The sequence below is a fragment of the Novosphingobium guangzhouense genome (assembly GCF_002896965.1).
Taxonomy (GTDB): Bacteria; Pseudomonadota; Alphaproteobacteria; order Sphingomonadales; family Sphingomonadaceae; genus Novosphingobium; species Novosphingobium guangzhouense.
In genome coordinates this window covers 88,219-110,707 of sequence record NZ_LYMM01000025.1, presented here as the reverse complement: position 1 = coordinate 110,707, position 22,489 = coordinate 88,219, and the positions used below count along the sequence as shown (strand labels likewise).

Sequence of the window (22,489 nt, the reverse complement as noted above, 5' to 3'; positions counted from 1 at the left end):
TTGTCGTGAAAATTCTTCCGGAAATGCGCTGACCTCGCTCGTCAAGTGATATGCGAATGCATTGCATTAGCATTTATCACATGTCACTTGAGCGGATGGAGCAGGTTTGGTGATTTCGGGGGGAATTCGCGGGCGGTCGGGGCGTGCGCAGGACAAGTGGGGCAGGGCGATCGCGGGGTTGCTGATGGCGTCGACGGCGGCCGGAGTGGCGCTGTGGTCGATACCGGCCGTGGCGCAAGCCGCCCCCGCTGGTGCCGTGCACACTTTCGCGATCCCGGCACAATCGCTTGACGAGGCGCTGATGGACTTCGGCAGCCAGTCGGGGCTGCAAGTCAGCATAAACGCGGCCGACCTGCAGGGGCAGCGCAGTCCCGGCGTGCGCGGCAGGATGACGACGCAGGAGGCGCTTGCCCGTCTCCTTGCCGCCAGCGGCTTTGCCTTCAGGATCGAGGGCAACGTGGTGACGCTGTACCGGGCGCCGCCTGCCCAGCCGATCGCGGGAGCGGATCAGGCCGTAAGCCTAGGCACGCTGAGGGTCGAAGGCCAGGGCATCGATGCGGCCTCGGAAACCGGCGCGCAGCGGGATGCCCGGCTCAAGGACGCCATCTACGATCAGGACATGTCCTCCACTTACGCGGGGCGCGAAGAGATCGAGCGGTACAAGGGCGTCAACACGGCCGACGTGCTCAAGGGGATGGTCAACGTCTACAGCGGCGACGCCCGCAACGGCGGGGCGATCGATCCCAGCATTCGCGGTATCCAGGGGCCGGGCCGCGTCCCGGTCATCATCGACGGCACCGAACAGGCGCTGACCGTGTGGCGTGGGTACAACGGGGCGAGCAACCGCAGCTACATCGATCCCAGCCTGATTTCCGGCGTGCAGGTGCTCAAGGGCCCGGTGTCGGTACGCGGGGTCAACGGATCGACGGGCGGTGCGGTGGTCATCGATACGCTCGATGTCGATGACATCCTTTCCGCCGGGCAGACCTTCGGCCTCGAACTGAGGGTGGAAGGGGGCAACAACTCCACGAACCCCAGATTCCCGACGCTGCTGACGGGGCAGGACTATACCACGGTGCCCGGTTTCCCCGGATCGCCGGGCACTTCCGGCACGCCGACGTACCCTTATGCCGACCCCTCGCTGCGGGTGGACCTGCGGACCCCGCAGGACAACGAGGCGTTTTCCGCCGGGGACCGCGCCATCCGTCTGGCCGCAGCCGGTCGTGTCGGCGATATCGACCTGTTCGGCGCCTACGCGTTCCGCGAGAGAGGCAACTACTTCTCGGGCAAGACCGCAGCCTCCTATTACCAGCAGGACGACCTGCCGATCAATTCGGACACTTACGTCCGCAGGCTGGGGCTCAACTACGAACCCGGCAACGAGGTGCCGAACACGTCGAGCAGGCTGGAATCCTGGATGTTCAAGGGCACCTGGCACATCGCCGACGACCAGTACCTGCAAGTGGGCTTTCGCGACAGCCGCACCCGCTTTGGCGAGATCATGCCTTCGCGCATCATGTCGACCGCCGGCGGCTATTTCGGCAATGTCCAGTGGCCGGAAAGCAAGGTCCACGCGCAAGCCTACAATGCCGAATACAAGTGGCAGCCGGACAGCAAGCTGATCGATTTCAAGGCGACGGCTTGGGCCACGCACACCGTCAGCGATACCTACAGCGCGGGCGGATATCCCAATGCGGCCTCGGTCGAGGATCCGATCATCATCAACAGCGCGCTGAGCAATTCCACGAACAACCGCTTCGGGTTCAGCGCCAGCAACCAGTTCAACCTCGCCTCGAACCTCAACGTGCTGCTCGATGCCAGCTGGCAGCATGAGAAGCTGCGCTCGGATGACGAATATTCGACCGCGATGGCCAACGGCTGGAGGCAATATCCCCGCGCCGGCCGCCGGGAGGAATATCGCATCAACCTGACCGGCGAATGGCAGCCCGTCCGCTTCCTGAAGCTCAACGCGGGGCTGGCCTATTCAGGGTACTGGGCGAAGGACGATTTCCTGCCCAAGCTGCTGGAGCTGAACGGCGGGTCGCTCAACTATTACGTCACGGACCGGTACACGACCAGCTACAGCACGGAAGGCTATGGCGCTGCCGATTTCGAAGCCTATCGGCGCGCGTTCTACAGTGCGCAGGGTATCCCGGATTTCCTGCTGGACCTGATCGTGCCGGCCGAAGTGGCGACTTATGCGGCCGATCCGTACACCTTCCAGATGCCGCAAGTCGGAACGGACTGGTTGCCCGATGCGAATGGCAACTTCAGCAGGGCCGACAACATCTGCCTCAACGGATCGCTCGACAGCCTGGAGAACTACGCGGCGGGCAGCTGCGTTGCGCAGGGTGTGACGCGCGCGGTCGCGGTGACGCAGGCCACGCGCAAGTCCGGCCACGGATGGGCGCCTTCCGCTTCGGCCACGGTGTACCTGAGCGACGCCAGCCGCGCCTACGTGCGCTATGCACAGGCTTATCGTTTCCCCAGCATGTTCGAAAGCACGATCGGCTTTTCGGCCTCGATCAACCCCATGGCCCAGTTGAAGCCCGAGCGCATCCATTCGTGGGAAGCGGCCTTCGTCCAGGACTTGCGCCCGCTGCTGGGCATGGGCGGAGAGGATCAGCACGCCGATATCAAGCTGACCTGGTATCGCAACACCACCCATGACGTGATCGAACGCGACACGCACCTGATGTTCAGCAACCTCGACAGGCAGGTGATCGCCGGGTTCGAATTGCAGGCGCGCTTCGACAACGGGCGCTTCTTCACCGATCTGAGCGCCGGTCATCAGACGACGAACAAGGTCTGCGATGAAAGCGTGGCGGCGCTGACGGACCCCAGTTCGGGCCGGATGCCCAATTGCGTGAAGTACGGCTTCCTTGCCGGGTTCCTGCTTACGCAGGCCACGCCCGAGGATACCGTGAACTGGTCGTTCGGCGGCCGTTTCCTGCAACGCCGGCTTGAGGTGGGCGGGCGGCTGACCTGGTACAGCGGCTACGACAACCCGCAACTGGCCCAGTTCTCCGACTATGAGAACGGGTGCCTTGGCGCCTGCGCCCTCAACATCCCCTACACCTGGGGAGAGATCGTCACCGTCGATGCCTATGCCCGCTTCAGGATCAACGCCCGGTTCACGGCCGAACTCGTCGGTACGAACCTCAACAATCGCTACTATCTGGACCCGCTTTCGCGATCGATGCTGCCCGCCCCCGGCAGGACGGTGCGGATGAGCCTGACCGGCAGGTTCTGAACACGGGTTCCCCAAGGTTTCAGGGCCGCCACCCATCCCTCACGTCCGTGCAAAGACCGGGATGGATGACGACCCTGGATGCAAGCGCCTGAACGGGTCAGGCGCTCAAATCGCAGGAGAAGTAGAATGAATTTCTCGAATCTCAAAACCCTCGCCGCCGCGACTGCCCTGGCGGGTGCCGTGCTTGCCGGAACGGCGCAGGCACAGACTGCGACGATCACTGGCGGATCCAGTGACAGCACCAAGGTGGATATCGGCGTCAGCACGGTGTCGGCAGGTTCGATCCACGTGCCCGGCCGCGTCGGCATCGGCGTGCCCAACACCGGCCTTACGACGCGCATCGACTTCCAGGGGCTGAAGGCGATCCTTGGCAACAACGAAGTCACCAGCTTCGTCAACACCACCAATGCCGAGACGGATCACAGCCAGTACGGCCGCTTCGATTTCGCGCAGGCCGGATCGAACGATGTGTGGTTCGGCGAATGGTCGCAGACCGGCAGTGTCAGCGGCGGTAGTCACACCGTCTACTACGGCGGCACCAACGCCACCACGGCGATCCCGACCAGCGGCAACGCCAGCTACACCGTCAAGGGCATCAGCAACTATGCGGGCAACGGGCTGCTTTCGGGCACCTTCAACGCCGCATTCATCGGGGGCGCGGGCACGCTGAACGGCAGTCTGACCAATTCCGCCTCTTCGTACACCGTGAACATCGGCACGGCGGCGATCAACAGCAGCGGCGCGATTTCGGGCGCCGGTGCCAGCGCCTCCAGCGCTACCGCCACGCTTGCCACGGGCGGCACGGTCAGCGGGCAGTTCTTCGGCGCCAACGTCGAAGCGCTCGCCGGTTACGTGAAGTTCGGCAATGGCAGCACCGCCGCGCGTCAATACGACACCGCGTTCGGCGGCACCAAGAACTGACCAGACCAACCGGACCGGGGCTGCCGCAAGCGGCCCCGGTCTTCCGGCGGCATCTATGAATTTCGAGACGATGGCCCGTTTTGCATCCGGTATTTCCTGCATATTGTGTACGATGATCGCTTTCGCGCATCCGGCGGCCGCGCAAGTGGACAATGGCCGCGACACGAGATTGCGCCTTGACCAGCAACTCGATCGCCGGCGCAGCGAAGACGATCGCCGTACTCTGGAGGACGCCGAGCCGGACGCCGCGCCCTCGACGATCGTGATCGATGGTCAGTCCTATACGGTCAGGGACACCGTGGACGATGTCGGCAAGGCGCTCTACATCGCCATCGGGCGCCGGCAGTGGCGCGATGTCGACCGCTTTCTGGCCGCCTATCGCAAGCTGGACGGCCACGATGCGGCGCTGGTGCTGTACGCACAAGGGGCGCTCGCGCGCAACGCGGGCAGGCTGTCCGAGGCCGAAAGCCGTTATCGCGCCTTGCTGGCCGCCAAGCCCGATTTCCTGCCCGCACAGCTGGAACTGGCGCGCGTACTGTTCGAAAACCACAAGGATCGCGAAGCGCAGCGGGCCTTCAGGGCGCTGCGCCTGCGTCTCGTCACCGAAGGCGCGCATGCCGAGGGCGTGCTCAGAAGCGTGGACACTTTCGCTGCGGCGCTGGCCCGGCGCAATGGGTGGCAGGGCAATCTGGCATTCGGGCCCAGCTACAGCACCAACGTCAACCAGTCTTCGCAAAGCTACGCCTGCCTGCTGTCGATGGACGATGGCACGTGCCTGATCGATCGCAAGGTGCCCGATGCGATCAAGGCGGCGGGCTTGTCGTTCGAAGGCGTGCTCAACCGGCGGGTGCCGCTGGCGGGGCACGGCGGGGTAAGAGCGCGCGTGATCGCCTTCGGCGACATCTATCCGCAGCATCACCGCTATTCCCAGGCGACCGCGATCGTCCGGGTGGGGTATGACTACCAGACGTCGAGGGACCAGATCGCGCTTTCCCCGTCGTTCGAACTGGGCACACTGGGGTCTTCGGCGCTCTACCGTGCCGCGGGCGGCAACTTCGAATGGACGCATACCTTCTCGCCCCGGTTCACCGGACGGTTCGAAGGCAACCTGCGCCGGTTCGATTACACCCTGTCCGGCTATCAGGCGCAGAGCGGTCCGCTTGGCGACGTGGGCCTGACCGGCTGGTACGCCCTTACCCCAAGCCTGACTCTGTTTGCGGGCGTCGATCTTGCCGTGAAGAACACGCCGGGTTTCGATGAGGGCTATCGCCAGTGGGGCGGCAGGATCGGCGCGAACAAGGCCTTCGGGCAGAGCGTCAACCTCTTCGTGCTGGGCTCGTACCGGCAGCGGCGGAACCGTACCTACAGCGAACTCTTCGCCGCCACCCGCAAGGACGATCAGTACAACGTGACGGCCATCGCCAGCGCCCCGGCACTGAAGTTCGCGGGGCTCGTGCCGGAACTGGTGCTCCAGTACGCGCGGGTCGAGAGCACGGTGGACTGGCTCTATTCCTATCGCCGCACAAGCGTTGCCCTGCGCCTTGGGCGCAACTTCTGATCACCCGAAGGAGACTTTGCCATGACCCTGACCATCACCGAAAACCCGCAGGCGGCGCAAGGCCGCGCGCAACGTCTCAAGGCTGCGACCCGGTCGGTCCACGAAGGCGTGGACAATGCGATCATGAGCGCGGCATCCTTTGCAACGCTGGAGGGATACGCCCGCTTTCTGCGCATCCAGTACCTGTTCCACCGCGACATCGAGGCGCTTTACGCCGACGCCGGATTGCAGGCGGCGCTGCCCGGACTGGCATCGCGCTGCCGCATGGCGCTGGTGCTGGCCGACATGGCCGATCTTGGACTGGCCCTGCCTGACGCCGACGCGCCCGCCTTCGGTGCCGATGAGGCGGTGAACCGCGGCACCGCGCTTGGCTGGCTCTACGTGGCCGAAGGGTCCAACATGGGTGCGGCGCTGCTGCGCAAGGAAGCCGCCAAGCTTTCGCTGTCCGACAGCTTCGGTGCACGCCACCTTGCCCCCTCGGGCGAGGGTCCGGCCCCGCACTGGCGGGCGTTCACCGCAGCGCTGGACGCCATCGCACTGTCCGACGCGGAAGAGGCGCTTGCCGACGCCGGCGCGAAGGCCGCGTTCGCGCAGGTGCAGGGCCATATCGATGCGCAACTTGGCTGAGGCGGGGGGCGGGCCTTTGCCTGTTGCGGAGCCTGCTCCGGTCCCTGCTCCGGTCCCTGCGTCTGCAAGCGTCCTGAAGCGCGGGCGCGTGGCACGCGGCGTGTGGCTGGCGATCGGTCTGCTGCTGGTGGGTCTTGGCTTCGTGGGCATCTTTGTTCCGCTGCTGCCGACGACCGATTTCATGCTGCTGGCCCTGCCGTGCTTCGCCCGGTCGTCGCCGCGGCTGGAAGCGTGGCTGCTGGGACACCCGCGTTTCGGCCCGGCGCTGAGGGCGTGGCGTGACAGCCGCGCCGTGCCGCGACATGCCAAGGCGCTGGCCTGTGCCGGAATGGCTTTCGGCTTTGCGATGTTCTGCATCCATGTCCACCCGCATGCCCTGTCAGCCGGCGTGCTGGCGGCCTTCCTGCTGTTCTGGGCGACATGGATCGTCCGCCGTCCCGAACCGGGAGAGCAGGGATGAGACACGAGGCCGTCCTTACGATCCATGCAAGCCAGCGCTATTGCGACCAGCCGCCCCCTCTGGCGGCGCGGCTTGCCGGTCTTTCCGGGACCGCCACGGTCGCGGGGGTGGTGCTTGGCGTCAGCCTGTTCGCCTGGCATTCGGCGCCGCGCGTCATCCTTCCGCGCTCGGCGCCCCTGACCGTCGCACTGCAGCCGCTTTCCGCCCCGCCCGAGCCCGTGCGCGAAGTGGCGCCGGGGCCTGTGCAGGTTGAACGGCAGGAAGCCGTGCCGCAACCCCGGCCTGACACGCCGCCGCCGCCGATGATCCTGCTGTCCGACATGCCGGGGGCAAAGGCACAGGACCCTGCGCCGGTCGAACTGGTCGACCCCGGACCGCCCATACCGCAGACGACGGCGCCCAAGGCGATCGAGGCGCCTGCCGCGCCACGCCTGTCCAGCGAAGCACGGCCGAACTGGGAGGCTTCGGTGCTGGCGCATCTGGAGCGTTTCCGCCGCTATCCGCCGCGCGCCCGCGCCGCACGGCAGCAGGGCGTGGTGCAGGTGCGCTTCACGATGAACCGGGCAGGCGCGGTGCTGGCCTGCCAAATCGTGCGAAAGTCCGGCTCGTTCACGCTCGATCAGGCGGCGCTGGAAACCGTCAGGCTTGCGCAGCCGCTTCCGGCGATCCCAGCCGGGCGACCGGACACGGTGGAACTGACGGTGCCGATCGAATTCAGGCTGCGCTGAACCCTGGCGGCACGGTCCCGACCGGGACGCAGCTTCCCGGCAGCGGTCAGGGGGGGGCTTGCGTGCCGTCAGGCGGGCCTGCTTCACGATACCGCGTGCACGATGTTGCTTGTTCGAATCGTGATCGTGCAATAATGGGGGTTCATGTCCCTTGAGCTTCCCTCTTCCCGACGCGATCTGATCGCATCGCGCCTTCTTGCCGGAGAGCCGGTCAGCAGCACCGCTCTGGCAAGTGAATTTGCCGTTTCGGAAGATGCCATCCGGCGCGATCTGCGTGCACTGGCGGCGGCCGGGGCTTGTCGGCGGGTCTATGGAGGCGCAGTCCCGCTGGCGTCCGGTGCCTTGCCGATCGCGGCGCGGCTGAACGACGGGCTGGCGCAGAAAAGAGCGCTGGCAAAGGCCGCCATCAGCCTTATCCCTCGGGGAAGTTTCGTATTTCTCGATAATGGCAGCACCAATGTCATGGCAGCCGAAGTGCTGCCGGACGACGAGAACCTTTCGGTCGGAACCAATTCTATCGAAGCCGCTGCAACGCTGGCCGCCCGGCAGGATCTTCCTGTGCTCCTGGTCGGTGGCGGCGTCGATCCGGCCATCGGCGGTTGTGTCGATGGCGCCGCGATCGAGGCGGTATCACGGCTCAACATCGATGTCTGCCTGTTGGGCGCCTGCGCGCTTTCACCGCAAGGCGGGGCAAGCGCTTTCGATGCGGGCGATACCGCATTCAAACGCGCGCTTGTTTCACGCAGCCGCTGCACGATTGTGCTTGTTTTAAATGACAAGCTTGGCGCCAGAGCGCCCCACCAGATCGTCGATCTGACCGGCATCGATCATGTCGTGGTTCCGCATGATGCACCGGAGCACTTCGTTTCCGAAATGGAAATGGCGGGTGCGAACGTCCTGCGCGCCGATCCGCAGCAAGAAGACCGGCGGAGTTACGGACAGTGAAGCAGGATAGCGCGTCACGGCACGCCACGCGGGCCGCTTTCCTTGTGGCCGGGTTCGGCGTTGCCTGCTGGGCTCCGCTGGTGCCGCTTGCCAAGGCCCGGCTTGCTGTCGATGACGGCACTCTGGGCCTGTTGTTGCTGTGCCTTGGGCTGGGGTCGGTGGTGGCAATGCAGCTTGCCGGGCCGCTTACGTCGCGCATCGGCGCTCGGCCTGCGGTCATCGCGGGCGGAATCGGGCAGGCGGTGCTGCTGCCGTTCCTGGCCTTCGCGCCGGATATCTGGACGATGGCGGCAGCATTGCTGCTGTTTGGCGGCTTTCTGGGCGTGATCGAAGTGGGCATGAACGTCCATGCCGTGGAAGTGGAAAAGCGCGCCGACCGTCCGCTGATGTCGGGCTTCCACGGGCTGTTCAGCGTTGGCGGTTTTATCGGCGCTTCCATGATGACGCTGGGGCTGTCGATGGGGCTGGGCCCGGTGACGGGCGCGATCGTGGCGGCGGTTCTGATGGTTGTCACGCTGATCGTGGCCGCGCCGCACTTCATCAGGACGCCCCGCGTGGATGAGCCTGCGCTGTTCGTGGTGCCGCGCGGCATCGTCATCCTGCTGGCCCTGCTGGCGGCGCTAACATTCCTGACGGAAGGTGCGATCCTGGACTGGGGCGCACTGCTGCTGAGCGGTAAGGGGCTGGTGCCGACCGCACAGGCCGGGCTTGGCTACAGCGTGTTCGCCATTGCCATGACCCTGGGACGCCTGACCGGCGATGCCGTTGTCGCCCGCCTTGGCGATCGCCGCACGATGTTGTGGGGCGGCGTGCTGGCCATCGTCGGCTATGTCGTGCTGCTGACTGCGCCGGTTGCGATGATCGCCTTTGCGGGTTTTCTGCTGATCGGTCTTGGCGCTTCCAACACGGTGCCGGTGCTGTTCCGTCAGGCCGGCGCGCAGACGGTCATGCCTTCCGGGCTTGCCATCGCATCGGTGACGACGGTGGGCTATGCGGGCATCCTTGCCGGTCCTGCGGGCGTCGGCTTTGTTGCGCAGGTGATCGGCTTGCCGAATGCGTTCTGGATTCTGGCCGTCCTGCTGGTTCTCGTCCCACTTTGCGCAGGCGTGGCGACGGCGACCAGGGACTGATCGCCTGATCGCATCCCGCCGTCCCGGTTACTTCTGGTCAGCGGGCGGCGGGAACTTGGCCAGCACGGCGCTGACCGCACCATCGATCGTGGCCTGACTGGGCGTGTCACCGGATATCTGTTGCGTTGCAGTGCCGTGCCAGACGGGGGCTTTCGTTCGGCTGTCATAGATATCGACCGCCAGCATACCGTCGGTGACGTTGCGCACGTTGACGGAATTGTAGCCCGCGCCCCATCCGCCGAAGCCCGCGTATGGGCCCCATGGGCGATAGTACGGTCCGTAGTTGCCCAGCTGCGTCACTTCGACGCGGTCACGCGCGCCCAGCGTGAACCCGAGGGCAAAGTCGCCGGGCTCTGCCTGTGTGTACCCGCGTGAGGCGAGATAGGCATTCACCGATGCCTTCACTTTCTGGACGGTAAGCGGGTTCGCGCCTTGCGGGGCCGTGGAATAGGCCCAGCTATATGTCCTGAGCCGGGTGAAGTCCGCCGATGTATCGGCATCGTACTTCACTGTAGGTGCGGTTGCGCATGAGGCCAGAAAAACAGCACTCACCAATGTCGCGGCCCGCAAGATCATAACCTGTCTCCTCATGTACGAAGAGATCGTCGGACGCCGCCCGGCCGGTATCCATAGGGACTGTCCCTGAGAGAGCCTTGTTCTCAACCCGAGGCCCGGCAGGCAGAGACGGCGAAAGGATGGCGCGGGCCATGGCAACCGGCCCGGCAGCCAATGCTTGCCGGGCCGGAACAGTTCTCAGGCGGTTGCGACTGCGCGGCGCTCTCCTGCTGCGGTTCCTCCGAAGGGATGGCGCAGGATCGCGATCTCGAAATTGCGGCGTGACAGCCAGTGCGCCACTGTCCGGGCGCGGATGCCGTCGGTATCGTCGATCAGCACCAGTCGTGCGCCCCGCGTGGCGATCGTGCGGCTGGACAGTCCCAGCAACTGGCCGCCTTCCGAAGACAGCGAACCGGTGACATGCTCTGCCGCGTATTCCTCGGGCGTGCGCACGTCGAGCAGATAGGTGGTGCGCTGCGGGTCGGCGGCCCAGCGGTGCGCGGTCTCAAGGTCGATTTCGGGGAACCGGCCGGCCGTAGGCAGCTGCGCCGCATGATCGCGACCGAACCGGCGCGAGGCTTCGGTCGCGGCTTTGTACTTCGCGGTCAGGCCCTCTTCCAGCGGCCAGCCTGCGCGCCGCCAGGCTGCGGTGCCATCGTCCAGATACGCGACGGTGTTGGGAACCCCGGCGTCGATGAGCGTCTGCGCACCAAGGATGGCGCGCGGCAGGCCGGCGCAGGACACGACCACCTGTGTTTCAGCCGAAGGCACGATCTCGCTATAGCGCAGCAGAAGTTCCGCGCCGGGAATGTTGACGGCGCCGGGGACATGGTCGCGGGTGTATTCAGGCACGGTGCGGGTGTCGATGACGATGATGTCCTCGCCGTTGCCGCGCCGCTCGGCCAGTTCCTGCACGGTGATGGCGGGCGTGCCTTTTTCCGCCTGCACGCCAAGCGAGAAGTCCCGGCCCGGAATGTCGAAGGAGCGGTCTGCGAAGCCGCTTTCCAGCCATGCGGGAAAGCCGCCTTCCAGTGCATGGATCGCCGTCCAGCCCGCTGCCGACAGTTCCGCGGCCAGCCGCTCCGCTGCGCCGTCCCCGCCGTCGACCAGCACGGTGCGGATGTGCCGGCGGGGCACTGAGCGGTCGATGTGGGCGATCACCCGATCGGCAGGAAGGCTGGTGCCGAACAGGGGAGAGCCGTAACCGACGGCGTCTTCCTTTGCGCGGATATCCAGAACAGCCAGTTCTGCCCCGTCATCGAGCCAGGTGGCGAAGGTCTGGCTGTCAATCTTTCGGTCAGTCATGCTTGGTCTCCTCGAAGCGGACAACCTGGAAGCTATCGGCTTGGCGCAGGATGGCGATTCATAATTCCTATCTTTCTTGTAGGAATTTATTTCCCGTCTCAGGCCCGCGCTTGCGTGACACTATCGGGAGGACAAGAGGGGCAAGGACGGGGCCCGGATTGGGGGGACTGGGAAGCGCGTTCGGGCAGGGCCTGTTCGAAGGTCTGGACGTTGCGCAGCGCCGGGAACATGCGCTGCCACAGCACGGCGACGATGACGGTGCCCAGCCCACCGAGCACCACCGCCGGCACGACCCCGATCAGCGAAGCTGCAAACCCGGACTGGACATCGCCCAGTTCGTTGCGTGCACTGACGAACATCATGTTCACTGACGTCACGCGGCCGCGCATGTCATCGTGGGTGGACAACTGCACCAGCGTCTGGCGCACGAAGGCGCCGACCGTTTCCGCCGCGCCGAGCAGCACCAGCAGCGCGATCGACAGCGGCAGGTTCTTCGACAGGCCGAATGCCATCACGATGAAGCCATAGACCACCACCGACGTGAACATGAACCGGCCGACGCCGCGCCTCAGCGGGCGATGGGCCAGGAAGATGCCCGTAGCGGCCGACCCCAGCGCCGGTGCGCTGCGCAGCAGGCCGAATCCGCCTTCCCCCACATGGAGGACGTCGTGGGCGTAGACGGGCAACATCGCGGTGGCGCCGCCCAGCAGCAGTGCAAACAGATCCAGCGTGGTCGCGCCCAGAATCAGGCGGCTGCGATAGATGTAGGTGAAGCCCGCGAAGATGTGCGCCAGACCGTGCTGTTCGCGATGCGCGCCCCTGCTGCGGATGCGCACCAGACAGGCCAGCATCCACGAAGCAAGATAGCACCCCGCGGCCATGGCATATGTCACAGCCTCGCCGAAGGCATAAAGCGTCAGGCCGACAAGCGCAGGGCCCAGAACGCTTGACATCTGGTAAGTGGACGAGGTCCACACGACGGCATTGGGAAAGTGCCTGCGCTCTACCAGATGAGGCATCCACGCGGTTGCGGTCGGCATGGAAAACGTCTTGGCCGCGCCGAAAAGCGCCGCGTCGAGGTAGAACGCCCATGGAGCCGTGACACCTGAAAGCGTGAGCATGCAAAAGCTCAGCGCCGATCCGATCAGCACGATCTGCGCCGTCATGTAGACGCGCCGGCGCTCCAGTCGGTCAGCCGCCTGTCCGGCGGGCAGGCTCGACAGGACAACGGGGATGAACACGGCCATGCCGATCATGCCCAGCGCAAAAGGATCGCGGGTCAGCGCGTAAATCTGCCAGCCGAGCGTGGGCATCATGATGTTGGTGCCGAAGCTGTTGGCGAGGCGCGACGCGAAGAAGAAGCGGTAATCGCGCGAGGCGAAAGCGCCGTAGGGTTCGATCTGGCTCATTCGGGTTCCTGCTGCGTGATGATCGGTGCGCCCGAAGCACGTACGGGGCACCCCCGATTTCTTCGCGCAGGTGCGGTGGCTTCATTGTCCCGCCGGTATTGACCGTCTGGTTTCGGCCATCAGGCACGGGACGCGAGGTCGGCTTCATCCCGACCCGTGAAGGCGGATCACTGGAGCACCTGATGTGCGTCCAGATACGGATAATCGGTATAGCCGGTCGCTCCGCCGGCGTAGAACGTCGAGCGGTCTGCGGTGTTGAGGGGCAGGCCCAGCCGAAAGCGTTCGGGCAGGTCGGGGTTGGCGATGAAGCCTTCTCCGAATGCGACGAGATCGGTGGTTCCGTCCTCTATCGCCGCTTCTGCGGTTTCATGGCCATAACCGCCCGCCACGATAAGCGCGCCGCCGAATTTCTGGCGCAGGACCGGCGACAGCCCCGGAGTCTGGCCTGCAGGCTCGACGAGATGAAGATAGGCGATGCCGATCTGGTCCAGCGCTTCGGCTGCGTAACAGAAGGTGTGCAGGGGGTCTTCGTCGGACATGCCGTTGAAGTCGCTCCACGGCGATAGTCTTACGCCCACCCGGTCGACGCCCCAAAGGGCCGCGACCGCTTCGGTGACTTCGAGCAGAAGCCGGGTGCGGTTCTCTACAGGTCCGCCATAGGCATCGGTGCGCCGGTTTGAGCCTGAGCGGATGAACTGATCGATCAGGTAGCCGTTGGCGGCATGAATCTCCACGCCGTCGAAACCCGCTTCGCGTGCAAGAAGTGCCGCGACGGCGAACTGGTCGATCACGTCGCAGATCTCTGCAATGTCGAGCGCGCGCGGGACGGGGAAGGGCAATGGCCCTTCGCGGGTGAACGCAACGCCTTTGCCCGCGATGGCAGAGGGCGCGACGGGTTGTTCGCCCTTGACCAGCAGCAGGGGATGAGACGCCCGGCCAAGGTGCGATAGCTGCACGAAGATCCGCCCGCCGGCCCGGTGCACTTCATCGGCTACGCGTGCCCATGCCTGCGCCTGCGCGGCGTTGAACAGGCCGGGGCGGGACGGCGCATCGGGGATGCTGCGCGGATCGACTTCGGTTGCTTCGGAGATGATCAGTCCGGCTCCTGCGCGCTGGGCGTAATAGTTGGCCATCAAGGCGGTGGGCAGCTTGCCTTCGCCTGCGCGCCGACGTGTCAGCGGCGCCATGACGACGCGGTTGGAAAGCGTGAGCGAACCCAATGTGAAGGGCGTCAACAAGTTCATGCATTCCCTCCGTGAACCAGCCAGCGGTGATCATCACGCGGCGCGGACACTGTCCCAATCCTGCCCTCGGAAGCATACAAACAAAGTCTATCGAAACACTAGAGAATTCTTTTGCAGCGATATAGGGTCGCGCTGATAAGGCTTTCGAGAGGCACGATCGGGTCGATGAAAGACACGCGAAACCGCGATTTTCCGGTCTTCCGAACCCGGCGCAACAGCGCTTCCGCGTCGCCGTCGTGCCGACCCGGACTTGCCCTTTTGAATGAAAAGGAATTGAGATTGGCCGCGCCTTTTATCGAAGTTGCCCCGCATCTTGTTCTCAACCGCCGTGGCCTGCTTGTCGGTGCGGCAAGCCTTGGGCTCGTATCGCTGCTTGAAGGCTGCGGCGGGCGGCCGGGCGGTAACGGCAACCGGCTGGTGATCGGACTGGAGACGGAGCCGACCGCGCTGACCACGGCCATTACCTCGGCAGGGGCAGTGCAGTTCGTTTCATCGAAGATCTTCGACGGTCTGGTCGGTTACACGGCGAACCTTACCCCCGTGCCGCGTCTGGCCATGGGCTGGGAAACGGCACCGGACAACCTCAGCCTGACGCTGCGCCTGCGCCCTGACGTGAAGTGGCACGATGGCAGGCCGTTCACCTCGGCCGACGTGTCCTATTCGCTGCTTGAAGTCTGGAAGAAGTTCCACAGCCGCGGCCGTTCCACTTTCGCCAACGTCATCGCGGTGGACACGCCCGATGCCCACACCGCGATCCTGCGGCTGTCCAGACCGGCGCCCTACATCCTCAGCGCGCTTGCCTCCAACGAATCCCAGGTCATCCCTCGGCATGTTTATCAGGGCCAGGATGTGCTGGGCAATCCGGCGAACAATGCTCCGATCGGCACCGGCCCGTTCAGGTTCGTCGAATGGCAGCGCGGCCAGTACATCGTGCTGGACCGCAATCCCGATTACTGGGATGCGGGCAAGCCGCACCTTGACGGTATCATCTTTCGCCTGATCGGGGACAGTGCCTCTCAGGCGGCGGCGCTGGAAACGGGGGAGCTGCAGTTCTGCACCGGTGTCGCTTCCGGTGACGTCGATCGCGTCGTCAGATCTGCGGGAATTCGTGACCAGACGCGCGACTATGCCTTGCAGACGGCCAGTCTGGGCCTTGAATTCAACCTCGATCTGCCCAAGCTGCGCGATGTGCGGCTACGCCGTGCCATTGCCCACGCGATCGACGGCGAATTCGTGTTGCGCAATGTTCTTTACGGGCGCGGCGAAATCGCAACCGGGCCGCTGCCTTCGAACCTTGGGCGGTTCTATACTGACGATGTGCCCCGCTACCCGTTCGATCCCGGCAAGGCCGAAGCGCTGCTCGACGAGGCGGGCCTTCATCGCGGGCCGGGCGGTGTGCGTCTTGCCTTCATCCTCGATGCCCAGCCCACGGGCGATCAGTCCACCCGTCTGGCGCAGTACATTCGCGCGGCGCTTGAGCCGATCGGCATCAAGGTGCAACTGCGCTCGCAGGATTTCGCGGCCTATGTGAAGCGGGCCTATACCGACCGGGACTTCGAAGTGCTGCTGGGCGGCGGCCAGATGGGCCCTGACCCGGTGATCGGCACGCAGCGCTTCTACTGGTCGAAGGGCATTGCAAAGGGCGTCGCGTTCTCGAATGCGTCGCACTATTCCAGTGCGGAGGCGGACCGTCTGCTGGAAACCGCGGCAACCGAGTCGGACGAAGCGGAACGCCGCGCGCTTTACGCGCAGTTCCAGCGCGTGGTGCAAGCGGACCTGCCGCGCATTCCGCTCATCAGCTACTATCAGGTGTTGCTCGCGCGCGATCAGCTCAGCGCGCTCTCGAACAGCGCCGAGGGCATCTACGGCAACTTCGCGGATCTGAAGCTCGCACCAGCCTAACGGCAGGCTAAGGGCAGCTTGGGGAGTGCATAGAATTTTTGAATCTCTATTATGTTAATAGGGATTATACAGAACCCAGATCGCACGGGTTTCATCAACTTACGTCATGTCCCACCAGCCGCCCGCTGACGGACCGCCTCCACGCAGGCCCCGCATTTCGATCGTCATCACAACAACAACGGCGACCCATTCGCTTGGGCGCAGGGGACCGGATGCGCCTGGAGCAGAACATCCAGCAGGAGTTTAGCATAGTGTCGAATGGGGGTATTTTTTCGGGTGACCGACAGCGGCGCAAACGTTCGGCGGCTGGGGCGCTGCTCGCAGGCGCTGCCTTCGCGTTTCCCATAGCTGCACTCGCGGCGGATGATCCGGTTGCGGAGGATGATGAACAGGCGGGCTCCATTCTCGTTCAGAGCAGCAGGAGCGCGCCTGCCACGCCAACCACTCTTTCGGTAGATCCGGCGGCCGGTATCGCTGCAGTCTATTCGCTGGATCAGGATGATATTTCGGGTCTGGCGATCACGACGGCCAATGACCTGCTGCGCGCGATTCCCGGTGTGCAGGTGGCTGATCTTGGGAATGGCGGCATTCCAAACGGCGTTACGATCCGCGGCTGGAGCCTCGTCGGCGATGGTGTTTCGGTACGCGGCATCGTCGATGGCTATACGCGGAATTTCGTGTCAGGCCCGAATAACAACGGATCGAATGACCTCAACATTCTGATTCCCGAGATCGTCGGATCGGTTGACGTCATCAAGGGCCCATTCGACACGCGATATTCGGGCAATTTCGCCTATGCAGGCACGGCAATCTTCAAGACTGTCGACCGCATACAGAACCGTGCTTCGTTGAGCTATGGATTCTATGGACGCAAACGGCTGGTGGCGACCATCGGAAATGGCGACGATCCCAGCTTGCCGACGCATTTCTACTTTGCATTCGATGGTCTTTCCGAACAGGGACGACGGGATAACAACGATCAGGACAAGTTCAACGCTTTCGCCAAGGTGACCTCCCGGATCACACCTGACGATGTGCTCAAAGTCGGCTTTCAGCTTTACAGCAACCACTACGGCCAGCCCGGCTATATCCGCACGGATCTGGTCGACAGCGGACAGATCGACGAGCGTTCGGCCACGGATAACAATGCCAAGGGTTGGCGCCGGTCAGGCACCCTGACGGCGGAATGGGAACACCGCACCGACTCCTTCAACTTTGACGCCAACTTTTGGGTGGAGCGTGAGAAGGACTATCGCTCCATCAACCGCCAGGATATCGGCGTAGTTGACAGTTTTCCGCAGAACATTGCTCAAAATAGTCGCTGGAGCACCGGGCTGGGCTTCCACCCGTGGGCAGAATTCAGTTTCGGCGGCATTGAAGCAATCCTGCGCGGCGGTGCGGAAATTCGCGGTGACTTCGCCAAGGTTAACCGTGGTCCCGGCTTCGATAACGAGTTGGTTGCGCAGCCGACGATTCTCAATGCATGGACGGGGTTCTTTTCGCGGGCAGACTTCACTGTCTGGAACCCTGACGTTTACGCGGAACTGTCTCTAAAACCCGCAGCGTGGTTCAAGATCACCGGCGGCCTGCGTAACGACTGGTTCAACTACGACGCTACCGTCACTTATTATCCCAGCAGTGCTCAGACCGGTACGCCGATGGCGCTGCGCACGGTGAAGTTCAATACCTGGTCGAATGAACCGACGCTTCATGGTGGCATCGCCGTCGGACCGTTTCTCGGTTTCACCCTGCTCGGTAACTTCGGTGAGGGCATCACGTCGCAGAATATCAACAACGCTGCGCTTTGGAGCAACCCGCAACTGGACCCGACCAAGCTCAATACCAAGGAAGTGGTCCTCAAGTACGATAACGATGCGCTGGGCCTCAACCTGCAGGGCGGCGTCTACAGCACACTTAATCAGGGCGAACTGGGTACTGATCCGCTGACCGGCTTGCAGGTTAACATGGGCAAGTCGATCCGCAAGGGCTTCGACATCGACGGGCGCCTGCGTCTGTACGATCGAGGCGGTACGTCGGTGCGCATCGGCGCGAATTACAACTACCTTTACGGCAAGCTGACCGGGGGTACCAACACCGGCCAACTCTATATTACCGGAACGCCGCCCTGGACGGCGGGCTGGAACCTTGAAGCTGCCACTCCGGTCGGGACGGACGGTCAGCGTATCCGCCTTTCGGTCCAGCACAACTTCGTGGGCGGGACGTACCTGAGTTCGGGGTCGGTGACACTGGCCGACGGCACGCTCGGTGTTCTCAAGAACAAGGATTACAACCGTCTTGGCTTCAGGCTGACTTACGAGCGGCCGGAATGGCGTGACCTGCGCGTGTGGTTTTCGGGCGTGGCGTATGGTGGCGACCGTTTCGCCGAGATGGCGACGTCAGCCGTCGGGTTCTTCACCAACAGCTATACCGTGAAGGGGCGTACTTATCGTGTCGCCAATTCGCAGTCGCCATTCCGCGCCGACGTCGGCGTGAGCGTCGCCTTCTGATCATTCCCTCAACATGAAAGGATACCTGAAATGGCGAGAATAGCATTGCTGGGTGCGGCCGGGCGCATCGGTGCGGAGCTCAGGGAGGAGGCCCTGCTGCGTGGCCATCAAGTGACGGCGCTTGTCCGGACGGTGGGCCGCGTCGCACCGCAGCCCGACCTGGAGGAAAAGGTCGTGGATGCGTATGATGCCTCATCGGTGGCAGCAGGGGCGACTGGGCATGACGTGTTCATCAGTGCCTTCAGCCCGGATCCCTCCGAGCCTTTGGAAGGCAAGCCGCAGCGCCTGCGCGAAGCCCATAAGGCCATTCTGGATGGCGTTCGGCAGGGCGGCGTGAAACGCGCGATTCTTGTGGGCGGTGTTGGCAGCCTCTGGGCTTCGCCGGGGGTGCTGGTGGTGGATTCGCCCGAGTATCCGCAGCAGTATCGCCCGCATACGCTTGCCAACATCGCTATCCTGCAAGGGTTGGTCGAAGAGGCTGGCGATCTTGACTGGACTTACGTTTCGCCGCCACGCCGGATCGAAGCCGGCGAGCGTACCGGGGTGTTTCGTCTCGGCACCGACCAGCTGCTGCGTGATCCACAGGGCGAAAGCCATATCTCGCGTGCCGACTTCGCCATTGCCGTGCTCGACGAGGTTGCCAAGGCGGCGCACGTCCGGCGCAGGTTCACCGTTGCATACTGAGAGGATTGCGATGAGCATACATCAGCCGATATCGACCCATGCCGACACGGGCACGGTTGATCGCCCCGATCAGGCAGCCACGCAGATCGAACAAGGCTGGGGGCAGGGGCCGAGCGCGCGCTATGAAGCGCTCGCCGGTCCTTTCCGGCCGATCTTCCGGCGGATACGAAGGGATGCAGTGATCCGCGATGGACAGCGTCTCCTGCCTTTTGAAGAGCTGGAATGGTTGAAAGCCGCACGCTTCACGACATTGCGGGTGCCTGTTGAACAAGGCGGGCAAGGGGTGACACTGCCTGAACTGTTCAACCTGCTTATCGAACTGTCAGAGGCCGACCCCAACATCACCAACATCCTGCGACCGCATATCGGCGTGACAGAAGATCTGCTGAACGCGCGTAACAAGGCACACGGCGACCGCTGGTTCGCACGGATCGTCGCGGGCGAGACTTTCGGCAACGGCTTTTCAGAGACAGGCGGGAACGTGGGCGTAATGACGACGCGCTTCACACCTGAGGGTGACGGATGGCGGCTAAACGGCAAGAAGTTCTACACCACCGGATCGCTGTTCGCAGACTGGATCAATATGGGCGGTATCGACGAGGCGGGTGAGCCTGTTGGCGCCATCGTTTCGCGCCATGCCGAGGGCGTCGCAGTGATCGACGACTGGAACGGTTTTGGTCAGATGCTTACCGGCAGCGGCACCACGACTTTTGAGAACGTCTTCGTGCCCGGCGACGTTGTGAACGCGGAGAAGGGGCGTGCCCGTTATGTCGGGGCGTTCTTCCAGCTTGTTCACCTTGCGACGCTGGCTGGCATCGGCCGGGCTGCGGCTAACGATGTTGCGCGGCTGGTGGCGGAACGGTCCCGTGCCTATGGTCATGGCAATGCCGATCAGGCTCGGGATGATCCGCAAATCCTAGCCGTTGTCGGTCGCGTTCGCGGCGCCGCCTATGGTGCAGGCGCGATCGTCCTGAAAGTGGCGGAGTCCCTTGAACGGGTTTTCGCGCACAATCAGGCGGGCGACCGTTTGGCAGAGGACCATGCCGGCGCCTTGGCGGACGTGGAGATCAACGAGGCGGTCACCGTCGTCAGCGATCTTATCCTCGATGCTACTACCGCGCTGTTCGATGCGCTGGGATCTTCCGGCGCGGGGCGCGATCACGGGCTGGATCGGCACTGGCGTAATGCCCGGACCATCACGTCGCATAACCCGCGCGTCTACCGTGATCGGATCGCCGGAGCCTTTGCGGTCAACGGCACGCTGCCCGCCCAGATCCGTCGCAACATCAAGGACGGAGCGCCGCGGGACAACGCGGCTTCCCCGCCCGCAGTCTGACTGAATCTACAAGGAGTAGCATGATGACCATTCGCACCATTCACCGCGCCACGCTTCAGACCTGGCTGACAACAGGTACTCCCGGCCAGAGTGCAGAATTCGCCTTGCTCGATCTGCGGGACGAGGCGGACTTTGCGAAAGGGCAGCCCCTGTTCGCAACCAATCTGCCCTTGCACCGCCTGGGTGCCGAAGTGGAAAAGTTTGTCCCGCGTCTTACCGTGCCGGTTGTGCTGGTGGACGAAGGAAACGGCGAGGCGACGAAGGCTGCCCACGTCCTTGACCAGCTTGGCTACACGGACGTAGTCATTCTCGATGGCGGTATTCCGGGCTGGCTGTCCGATAGTCCCAACGGATTGCCGACTTTCGATATCGCCGGCAACATCTTCACAGTCTCGATGGCGGATCAGCGCGGAACACCGGCGTTGACCATCGCCGAACTGCAGGCGCTGCGTGAAGCGGGCGAGAATCTCATCGTGCTGGATACCCGAACGCCGCCGGAGTTCGCGCTGTCGCACATTCCAGGTTCGCGCAATCTACCGGGAGGTGAGCTTTTGCAACGCTTCCTTGACTTCGTGCCATCGCCCGACACCCATGTCGTCGTGACTTGTGCCTGGCTGGCGCGCGCCATCATCGGTGCGCAGACGCTGATCTCGGCGGGGGTGCCCAACCGGGTTTCCTATCTGGTGCAAGGCACGCGCGCCTGGGTTGAAGCAGGCAACGCGCTTGCAGAAGGGGGCGAGGAAACCTTTGATGCGGCCAGCGCCGCAGCATCCGAATTCGGAGTGCGCCATGCCCACGTGCTGGCCGCTGAAGCAGATGTCGAATGGATCGGCCCCAATGCCGTAGCTGCATGGCTCGAAGATGGACAGCGCACCACCTACCTGCTCGACGTGCGCCTACCCGAAGAGTTTGAGGCAGGGCACCTTGCGGGCTCAATTTCATCGCCCGGCGGCCAGCTTCTGGCCGTGTCGCACCGTACCGTCGCAGTACGAGGCGCGCGCATCGTGCTGATCGATGACGCCGTGGGAGATGTGCGGGCAATCACTACGGCCTATTGGCTGAAGCAGCGTGGTTGGGATGTGCGCATTTACGATGGCACACTTCAAGATCGCATTCCGGGTGTTGACGCACGGATCGGCACAGCTGCGATCTGATCGAAATCCGGGGGGCGAGACCGGTCGACGGTCAGGCCCCCCGGATACCTTTTATGTTTCCAGCGGGGCGGTCTGGTCGTCCAGAATGCCGCCGGCTCCCCCGTTCATTGCATCGGCCAGGCTGCGGTTGTCGAGCACTGCCGACAGCTTGTCGCGCGCTTCGATCATGATCGCCCGCAGCTGGCATGCCTGTTCGTCAGGGCAGTCAAGGCAGCGACGATAGAATTTCTTGCTCGCACAGTGCAGCAGGGCCAGCGGGCCATCGGTCACACGAATGACATCGCCAAACGTTATGGATTGCGGCGAGCGGGCGAGCGAGTACCCGCCCAGCTTTCCGCGCGTACTGTGCACCAGTCCGGCGACCTTGAGATCAAGCAGGATCGCTTCGAGAAACTTGCGCGGCACATTACATGCGCTGGCGATCTCGGCGGTCGGGTGCGGCTTTTCAGGATTGCGGGATGCGAGGTGGATGAGCGCCTTCAACGCGTAGCGCGATTGCTGCGACAGCATTTGAGAAGCTTACCCCACCAGAAACACGTCGAATCACGCTTGTTTAAGGCGCGCACGTACTGCTTTTTGGCGGATTTTTCAAGGCATGGCCCGAGGCGGAACGGTAGCGGGATCAGGCCTTTCAGACCGCAAAGACTTGATTGCGGCGCCCAAAAATCTTCTTTGCACGCGCCCGCAAGCTCATCATTGCAATCTCTATCGAATTAATTGACTTAAGGGGGTATTGGAACCTACCACTAAGGCGGCTCGCCGAATGGCGAC

Annotated in this window: 18 protein-coding genes; 13 read left to right on the top strand and 5 right to left on the bottom strand. The window is 63.7% G+C overall.

Annotation, left to right across the window (positions count from 1 at the left end; genetic code table 11):
- The first annotated feature begins 109 nt into the window (after window positions 1–109).
- The 8 genes from A8V01_RS07640 to A8V01_RS07605 all read left to right on the top strand — a co-directional run bounded on the left by A8V01_RS07640 (window position 110) and on the right by A8V01_RS07605 (window position 9,622).
- Window positions 110–3,253 (top strand): TonB-dependent receptor, encoded by a 3,144-nt coding sequence (locus tag A8V01_RS07640; protein WP_245892373.1) that lies wholly within the window; start codon window positions 110–112, stop codon window positions 3,251–3,253.
- Between the two features lie 126 nt (window positions 3,254–3,379).
- The gene (locus A8V01_RS07635) at window positions 3,380–4,174 is read left to right on the top strand and encodes a Slam-dependent surface lipoprotein (protein ID WP_103095331.1); all 795 of its coding nucleotides are present in this window, start codon (window positions 3,380–3,382) and stop codon (window positions 4,172–4,174) included.
- A gap of 55 nt (window positions 4,175–4,229) precedes the next feature.
- The gene (locus tag A8V01_RS07630) at window positions 4,230–5,732 is read left to right on the top strand and encodes a surface lipoprotein assembly modifier (protein ID WP_103095330.1); all 1,503 of its coding nucleotides are present in this window, start codon (window positions 4,230–4,232) and stop codon (window positions 5,730–5,732) included.
- A 21-nt stretch (window positions 5,733–5,753) separates the two neighbouring features.
- Window positions 5,754–6,359 (top strand): biliverdin-producing heme oxygenase, encoded by a 606-nt coding sequence (locus A8V01_RS07625; protein ID WP_103095329.1) that lies wholly within the window; start codon window positions 5,754–5,756, stop codon window positions 6,357–6,359.
- A complete protein-coding gene (locus A8V01_RS07620) occupies window positions 6,343–6,819 on the top strand; it encodes a YbaN family protein (RefSeq protein ID WP_103095328.1) in 477 nt (158 codons plus the stop codon). The genes A8V01_RS07625 and A8V01_RS07620 overlap by 17 nt, the downstream gene beginning before the upstream one ends.
- Window positions 6,816–7,547 carry an energy transducer TonB gene (locus A8V01_RS07615; protein WP_103095327.1) on the top strand — a complete coding sequence of 244 codons (732 nt, stop codon included), beginning with the start codon at window positions 6,816–6,818 and terminating at the stop codon, window positions 7,545–7,547. Before A8V01_RS07620 ends, A8V01_RS07615 begins: the two co-directional genes overlap by 4 nt.
- Window positions 7,548–7,691: 144 nt before the next feature.
- Window positions 7,692–8,492 carry a DeoR/GlpR family DNA-binding transcription regulator gene (locus A8V01_RS07610; RefSeq protein WP_103095326.1) on the top strand — a complete coding sequence of 267 codons (801 nt, stop codon included), beginning with the start codon at window positions 7,692–7,694 and terminating at the stop codon, window positions 8,490–8,492.
- Entirely contained in the window at window positions 8,489–9,622 is a 1,134-nt protein-coding gene (locus tag A8V01_RS07605) for an MFS transporter (protein ID WP_103095325.1), read from the top strand. The genes A8V01_RS07610 and A8V01_RS07605 overlap by 4 nt, the downstream gene beginning before the upstream one ends.
- Window positions 9,623–9,649: 27 nt before the next feature.
- Here the strand turns inward: A8V01_RS07605 and A8V01_RS07600 are convergent, their stop codons facing one another.
- The 4 genes from A8V01_RS07600 to A8V01_RS07585 all read right to left on the bottom strand — a co-directional run bounded on the left by A8V01_RS07600 (window position 9,650) and on the right by A8V01_RS07585 (window position 14,135).
- Window positions 9,650–10,198 carry a DUF4136 domain-containing protein gene (locus A8V01_RS07600; protein ID WP_103095324.1) on the bottom strand — a complete coding sequence of 183 codons (549 nt, stop codon included), beginning with the start codon at window positions 10,196–10,198 and terminating at the stop codon, window positions 9,650–9,652.
- 177 nt (window positions 10,199–10,375) lie between these two features.
- Window positions 10,376–11,482, bottom strand: a complete 1,107-nt coding sequence (locus A8V01_RS07595; protein ID WP_103095323.1) for a rhodanese-like domain-containing protein — start codon at window positions 11,480–11,482, stop codon at window positions 10,376–10,378.
- Between the two features lie 98 nt (window positions 11,483–11,580).
- A complete protein-coding gene (locus tag A8V01_RS07590) occupies window positions 11,581–12,891 on the bottom strand; it encodes an MFS transporter (protein ID WP_103095322.1) in 1,311 nt (436 codons plus the stop codon).
- A 167-nt stretch (window positions 12,892–13,058) separates the two neighbouring features.
- Window positions 13,059–14,135, bottom strand: a complete 1,077-nt coding sequence (locus A8V01_RS07585; RefSeq protein ID WP_103095321.1) for an alkene reductase — start codon at window positions 14,133–14,135, stop codon at window positions 13,059–13,061.
- A 279-nt stretch (window positions 14,136–14,414) separates the two neighbouring features.
- Between A8V01_RS07585 and A8V01_RS07580 the strand changes: the two genes are divergently transcribed.
- The 5 genes from A8V01_RS07580 to A8V01_RS07560 all read left to right on the top strand — a co-directional run bounded on the left by A8V01_RS07580 (window position 14,415) and on the right by A8V01_RS07560 (window position 21,718).
- Window positions 14,415–16,037 (top strand): ABC transporter substrate-binding protein, encoded by a 1,623-nt coding sequence (locus A8V01_RS07580; RefSeq protein WP_170065869.1) that lies wholly within the window; start codon window positions 14,415–14,417, stop codon window positions 16,035–16,037.
- Between the two features lie 212 nt (window positions 16,038–16,249).
- A complete protein-coding gene (locus tag A8V01_RS07575; protein WP_103095319.1) occupies window positions 16,250–18,544 on the top strand; it encodes a TonB-dependent receptor in 2,295 nt (764 codons plus the stop codon).
- 30 nt (window positions 18,545–18,574) lie between these two features.
- Window positions 18,575–19,228: an NAD(P)-dependent oxidoreductase gene (locus A8V01_RS07570; RefSeq protein ID WP_103095318.1), complete on the top strand. Its 654-nt coding sequence runs from the start codon at window positions 18,575–18,577 to the stop codon at window positions 19,226–19,228.
- Window positions 19,229–19,238: 10 nt separating this feature from the next.
- Window positions 19,239–20,564 (top strand): acyl-CoA dehydrogenase family protein, encoded by a 1,326-nt coding sequence (locus tag A8V01_RS07565; protein WP_103095317.1) that lies wholly within the window; start codon window positions 19,239–19,241, stop codon window positions 20,562–20,564.
- A gap of 20 nt (window positions 20,565–20,584) precedes the next feature.
- Entirely contained in the window at window positions 20,585–21,718 is a 1,134-nt protein-coding gene (locus A8V01_RS07560; protein ID WP_211294979.1) for a rhodanese-like domain-containing protein, read from the top strand.
- A 51-nt stretch (window positions 21,719–21,769) separates the two neighbouring features.
- Here A8V01_RS07560 and A8V01_RS07555 read toward each other — a convergent pair whose 3' ends face one another.
- Window positions 21,770–22,228 (bottom strand): RrF2 family transcriptional regulator, encoded by a 459-nt coding sequence (locus tag A8V01_RS07555; protein ID WP_103095316.1) that lies wholly within the window; start codon window positions 22,226–22,228, stop codon window positions 21,770–21,772.
- Window positions 22,229–22,489 lie beyond the last annotated feature (261 nt).

What these genes read in the sequence shown, in the direction of transcription:
- A8V01_RS07610 (WP_103095326.1), top strand. Translation starts at nt 7,692, where the DNA reads ATGTCCCTTGAGCTTCCCTCTTCCCGACGCGATCTGATCGCATCGCGC.
- A8V01_RS07630 (WP_103095330.1), top strand. Translation starts at nt 4,230, where the DNA reads ATGAATTTCGAGACGATGGCCCGTTTTGCATCCGGTATTTCCTGCATA.
- A8V01_RS07570 (WP_103095318.1), top strand. Translation starts at nt 18,575, where the DNA reads ATGGCGAGAATAGCATTGCTGGGTGCGGCCGGGCGCATCGGTGCGGAG.
- A8V01_RS07625 (WP_103095329.1), top strand. Translation starts at nt 5,754, where the DNA reads ATGACCCTGACCATCACCGAAAACCCGCAGGCGGCGCAAGGCCGCGCG.
- A8V01_RS07595 (WP_103095323.1), bottom strand. Translation starts at nt 11,482, where the DNA reads ATGACTGACCGAAAGATTGACAGCCAGACCTTCGCCACCTGGCTCGAT.
- A8V01_RS07575 (WP_103095319.1), top strand. Translation starts at nt 16,250, where the DNA reads ATGCGCCTGGAGCAGAACATCCAGCAGGAGTTTAGCATAGTGTCGAAT.
- A8V01_RS07635 (WP_103095331.1), top strand. Translation starts at nt 3,380, where the DNA reads ATGAATTTCTCGAATCTCAAAACCCTCGCCGCCGCGACTGCCCTGGCG.
- A8V01_RS07585 (WP_103095321.1), bottom strand. Translation starts at nt 14,135, where the DNA reads ATGAACTTGTTGACGCCCTTCACATTGGGTTCGCTCACGCTTTCCAAC.
- A8V01_RS07615 (WP_103095327.1), top strand. Translation starts at nt 6,816, where the DNA reads ATGAGACACGAGGCCGTCCTTACGATCCATGCAAGCCAGCGCTATTGC.
- A8V01_RS07555 (WP_103095316.1), bottom strand. Translation starts at nt 22,228, where the DNA reads ATGCTGTCGCAGCAATCGCGCTACGCGTTGAAGGCGCTCATCCACCTC.
- A8V01_RS07565 (WP_103095317.1), top strand. Translation starts at nt 19,239, where the DNA reads ATGAGCATACATCAGCCGATATCGACCCATGCCGACACGGGCACGGTT.
- A8V01_RS07590 (WP_103095322.1), bottom strand. Translation starts at nt 12,891, where the DNA reads ATGAGCCAGATCGAACCCTACGGCGCTTTCGCCTCGCGCGATTACCGC.
- A8V01_RS07600 (WP_103095324.1), bottom strand. Translation starts at nt 10,198, where the DNA reads ATGATCTTGCGGGCCGCGACATTGGTGAGTGCTGTTTTTCTGGCCTCA.
- A8V01_RS07620 (WP_103095328.1), top strand. Translation starts at nt 6,343, where the DNA reads ATGCGCAACTTGGCTGAGGCGGGGGGCGGGCCTTTGCCTGTTGCGGAG.
- A8V01_RS07560 (WP_211294979.1), top strand. Translation starts at nt 20,585, where the DNA reads ATGATGACCATTCGCACCATTCACCGCGCCACGCTTCAGACCTGGCTG.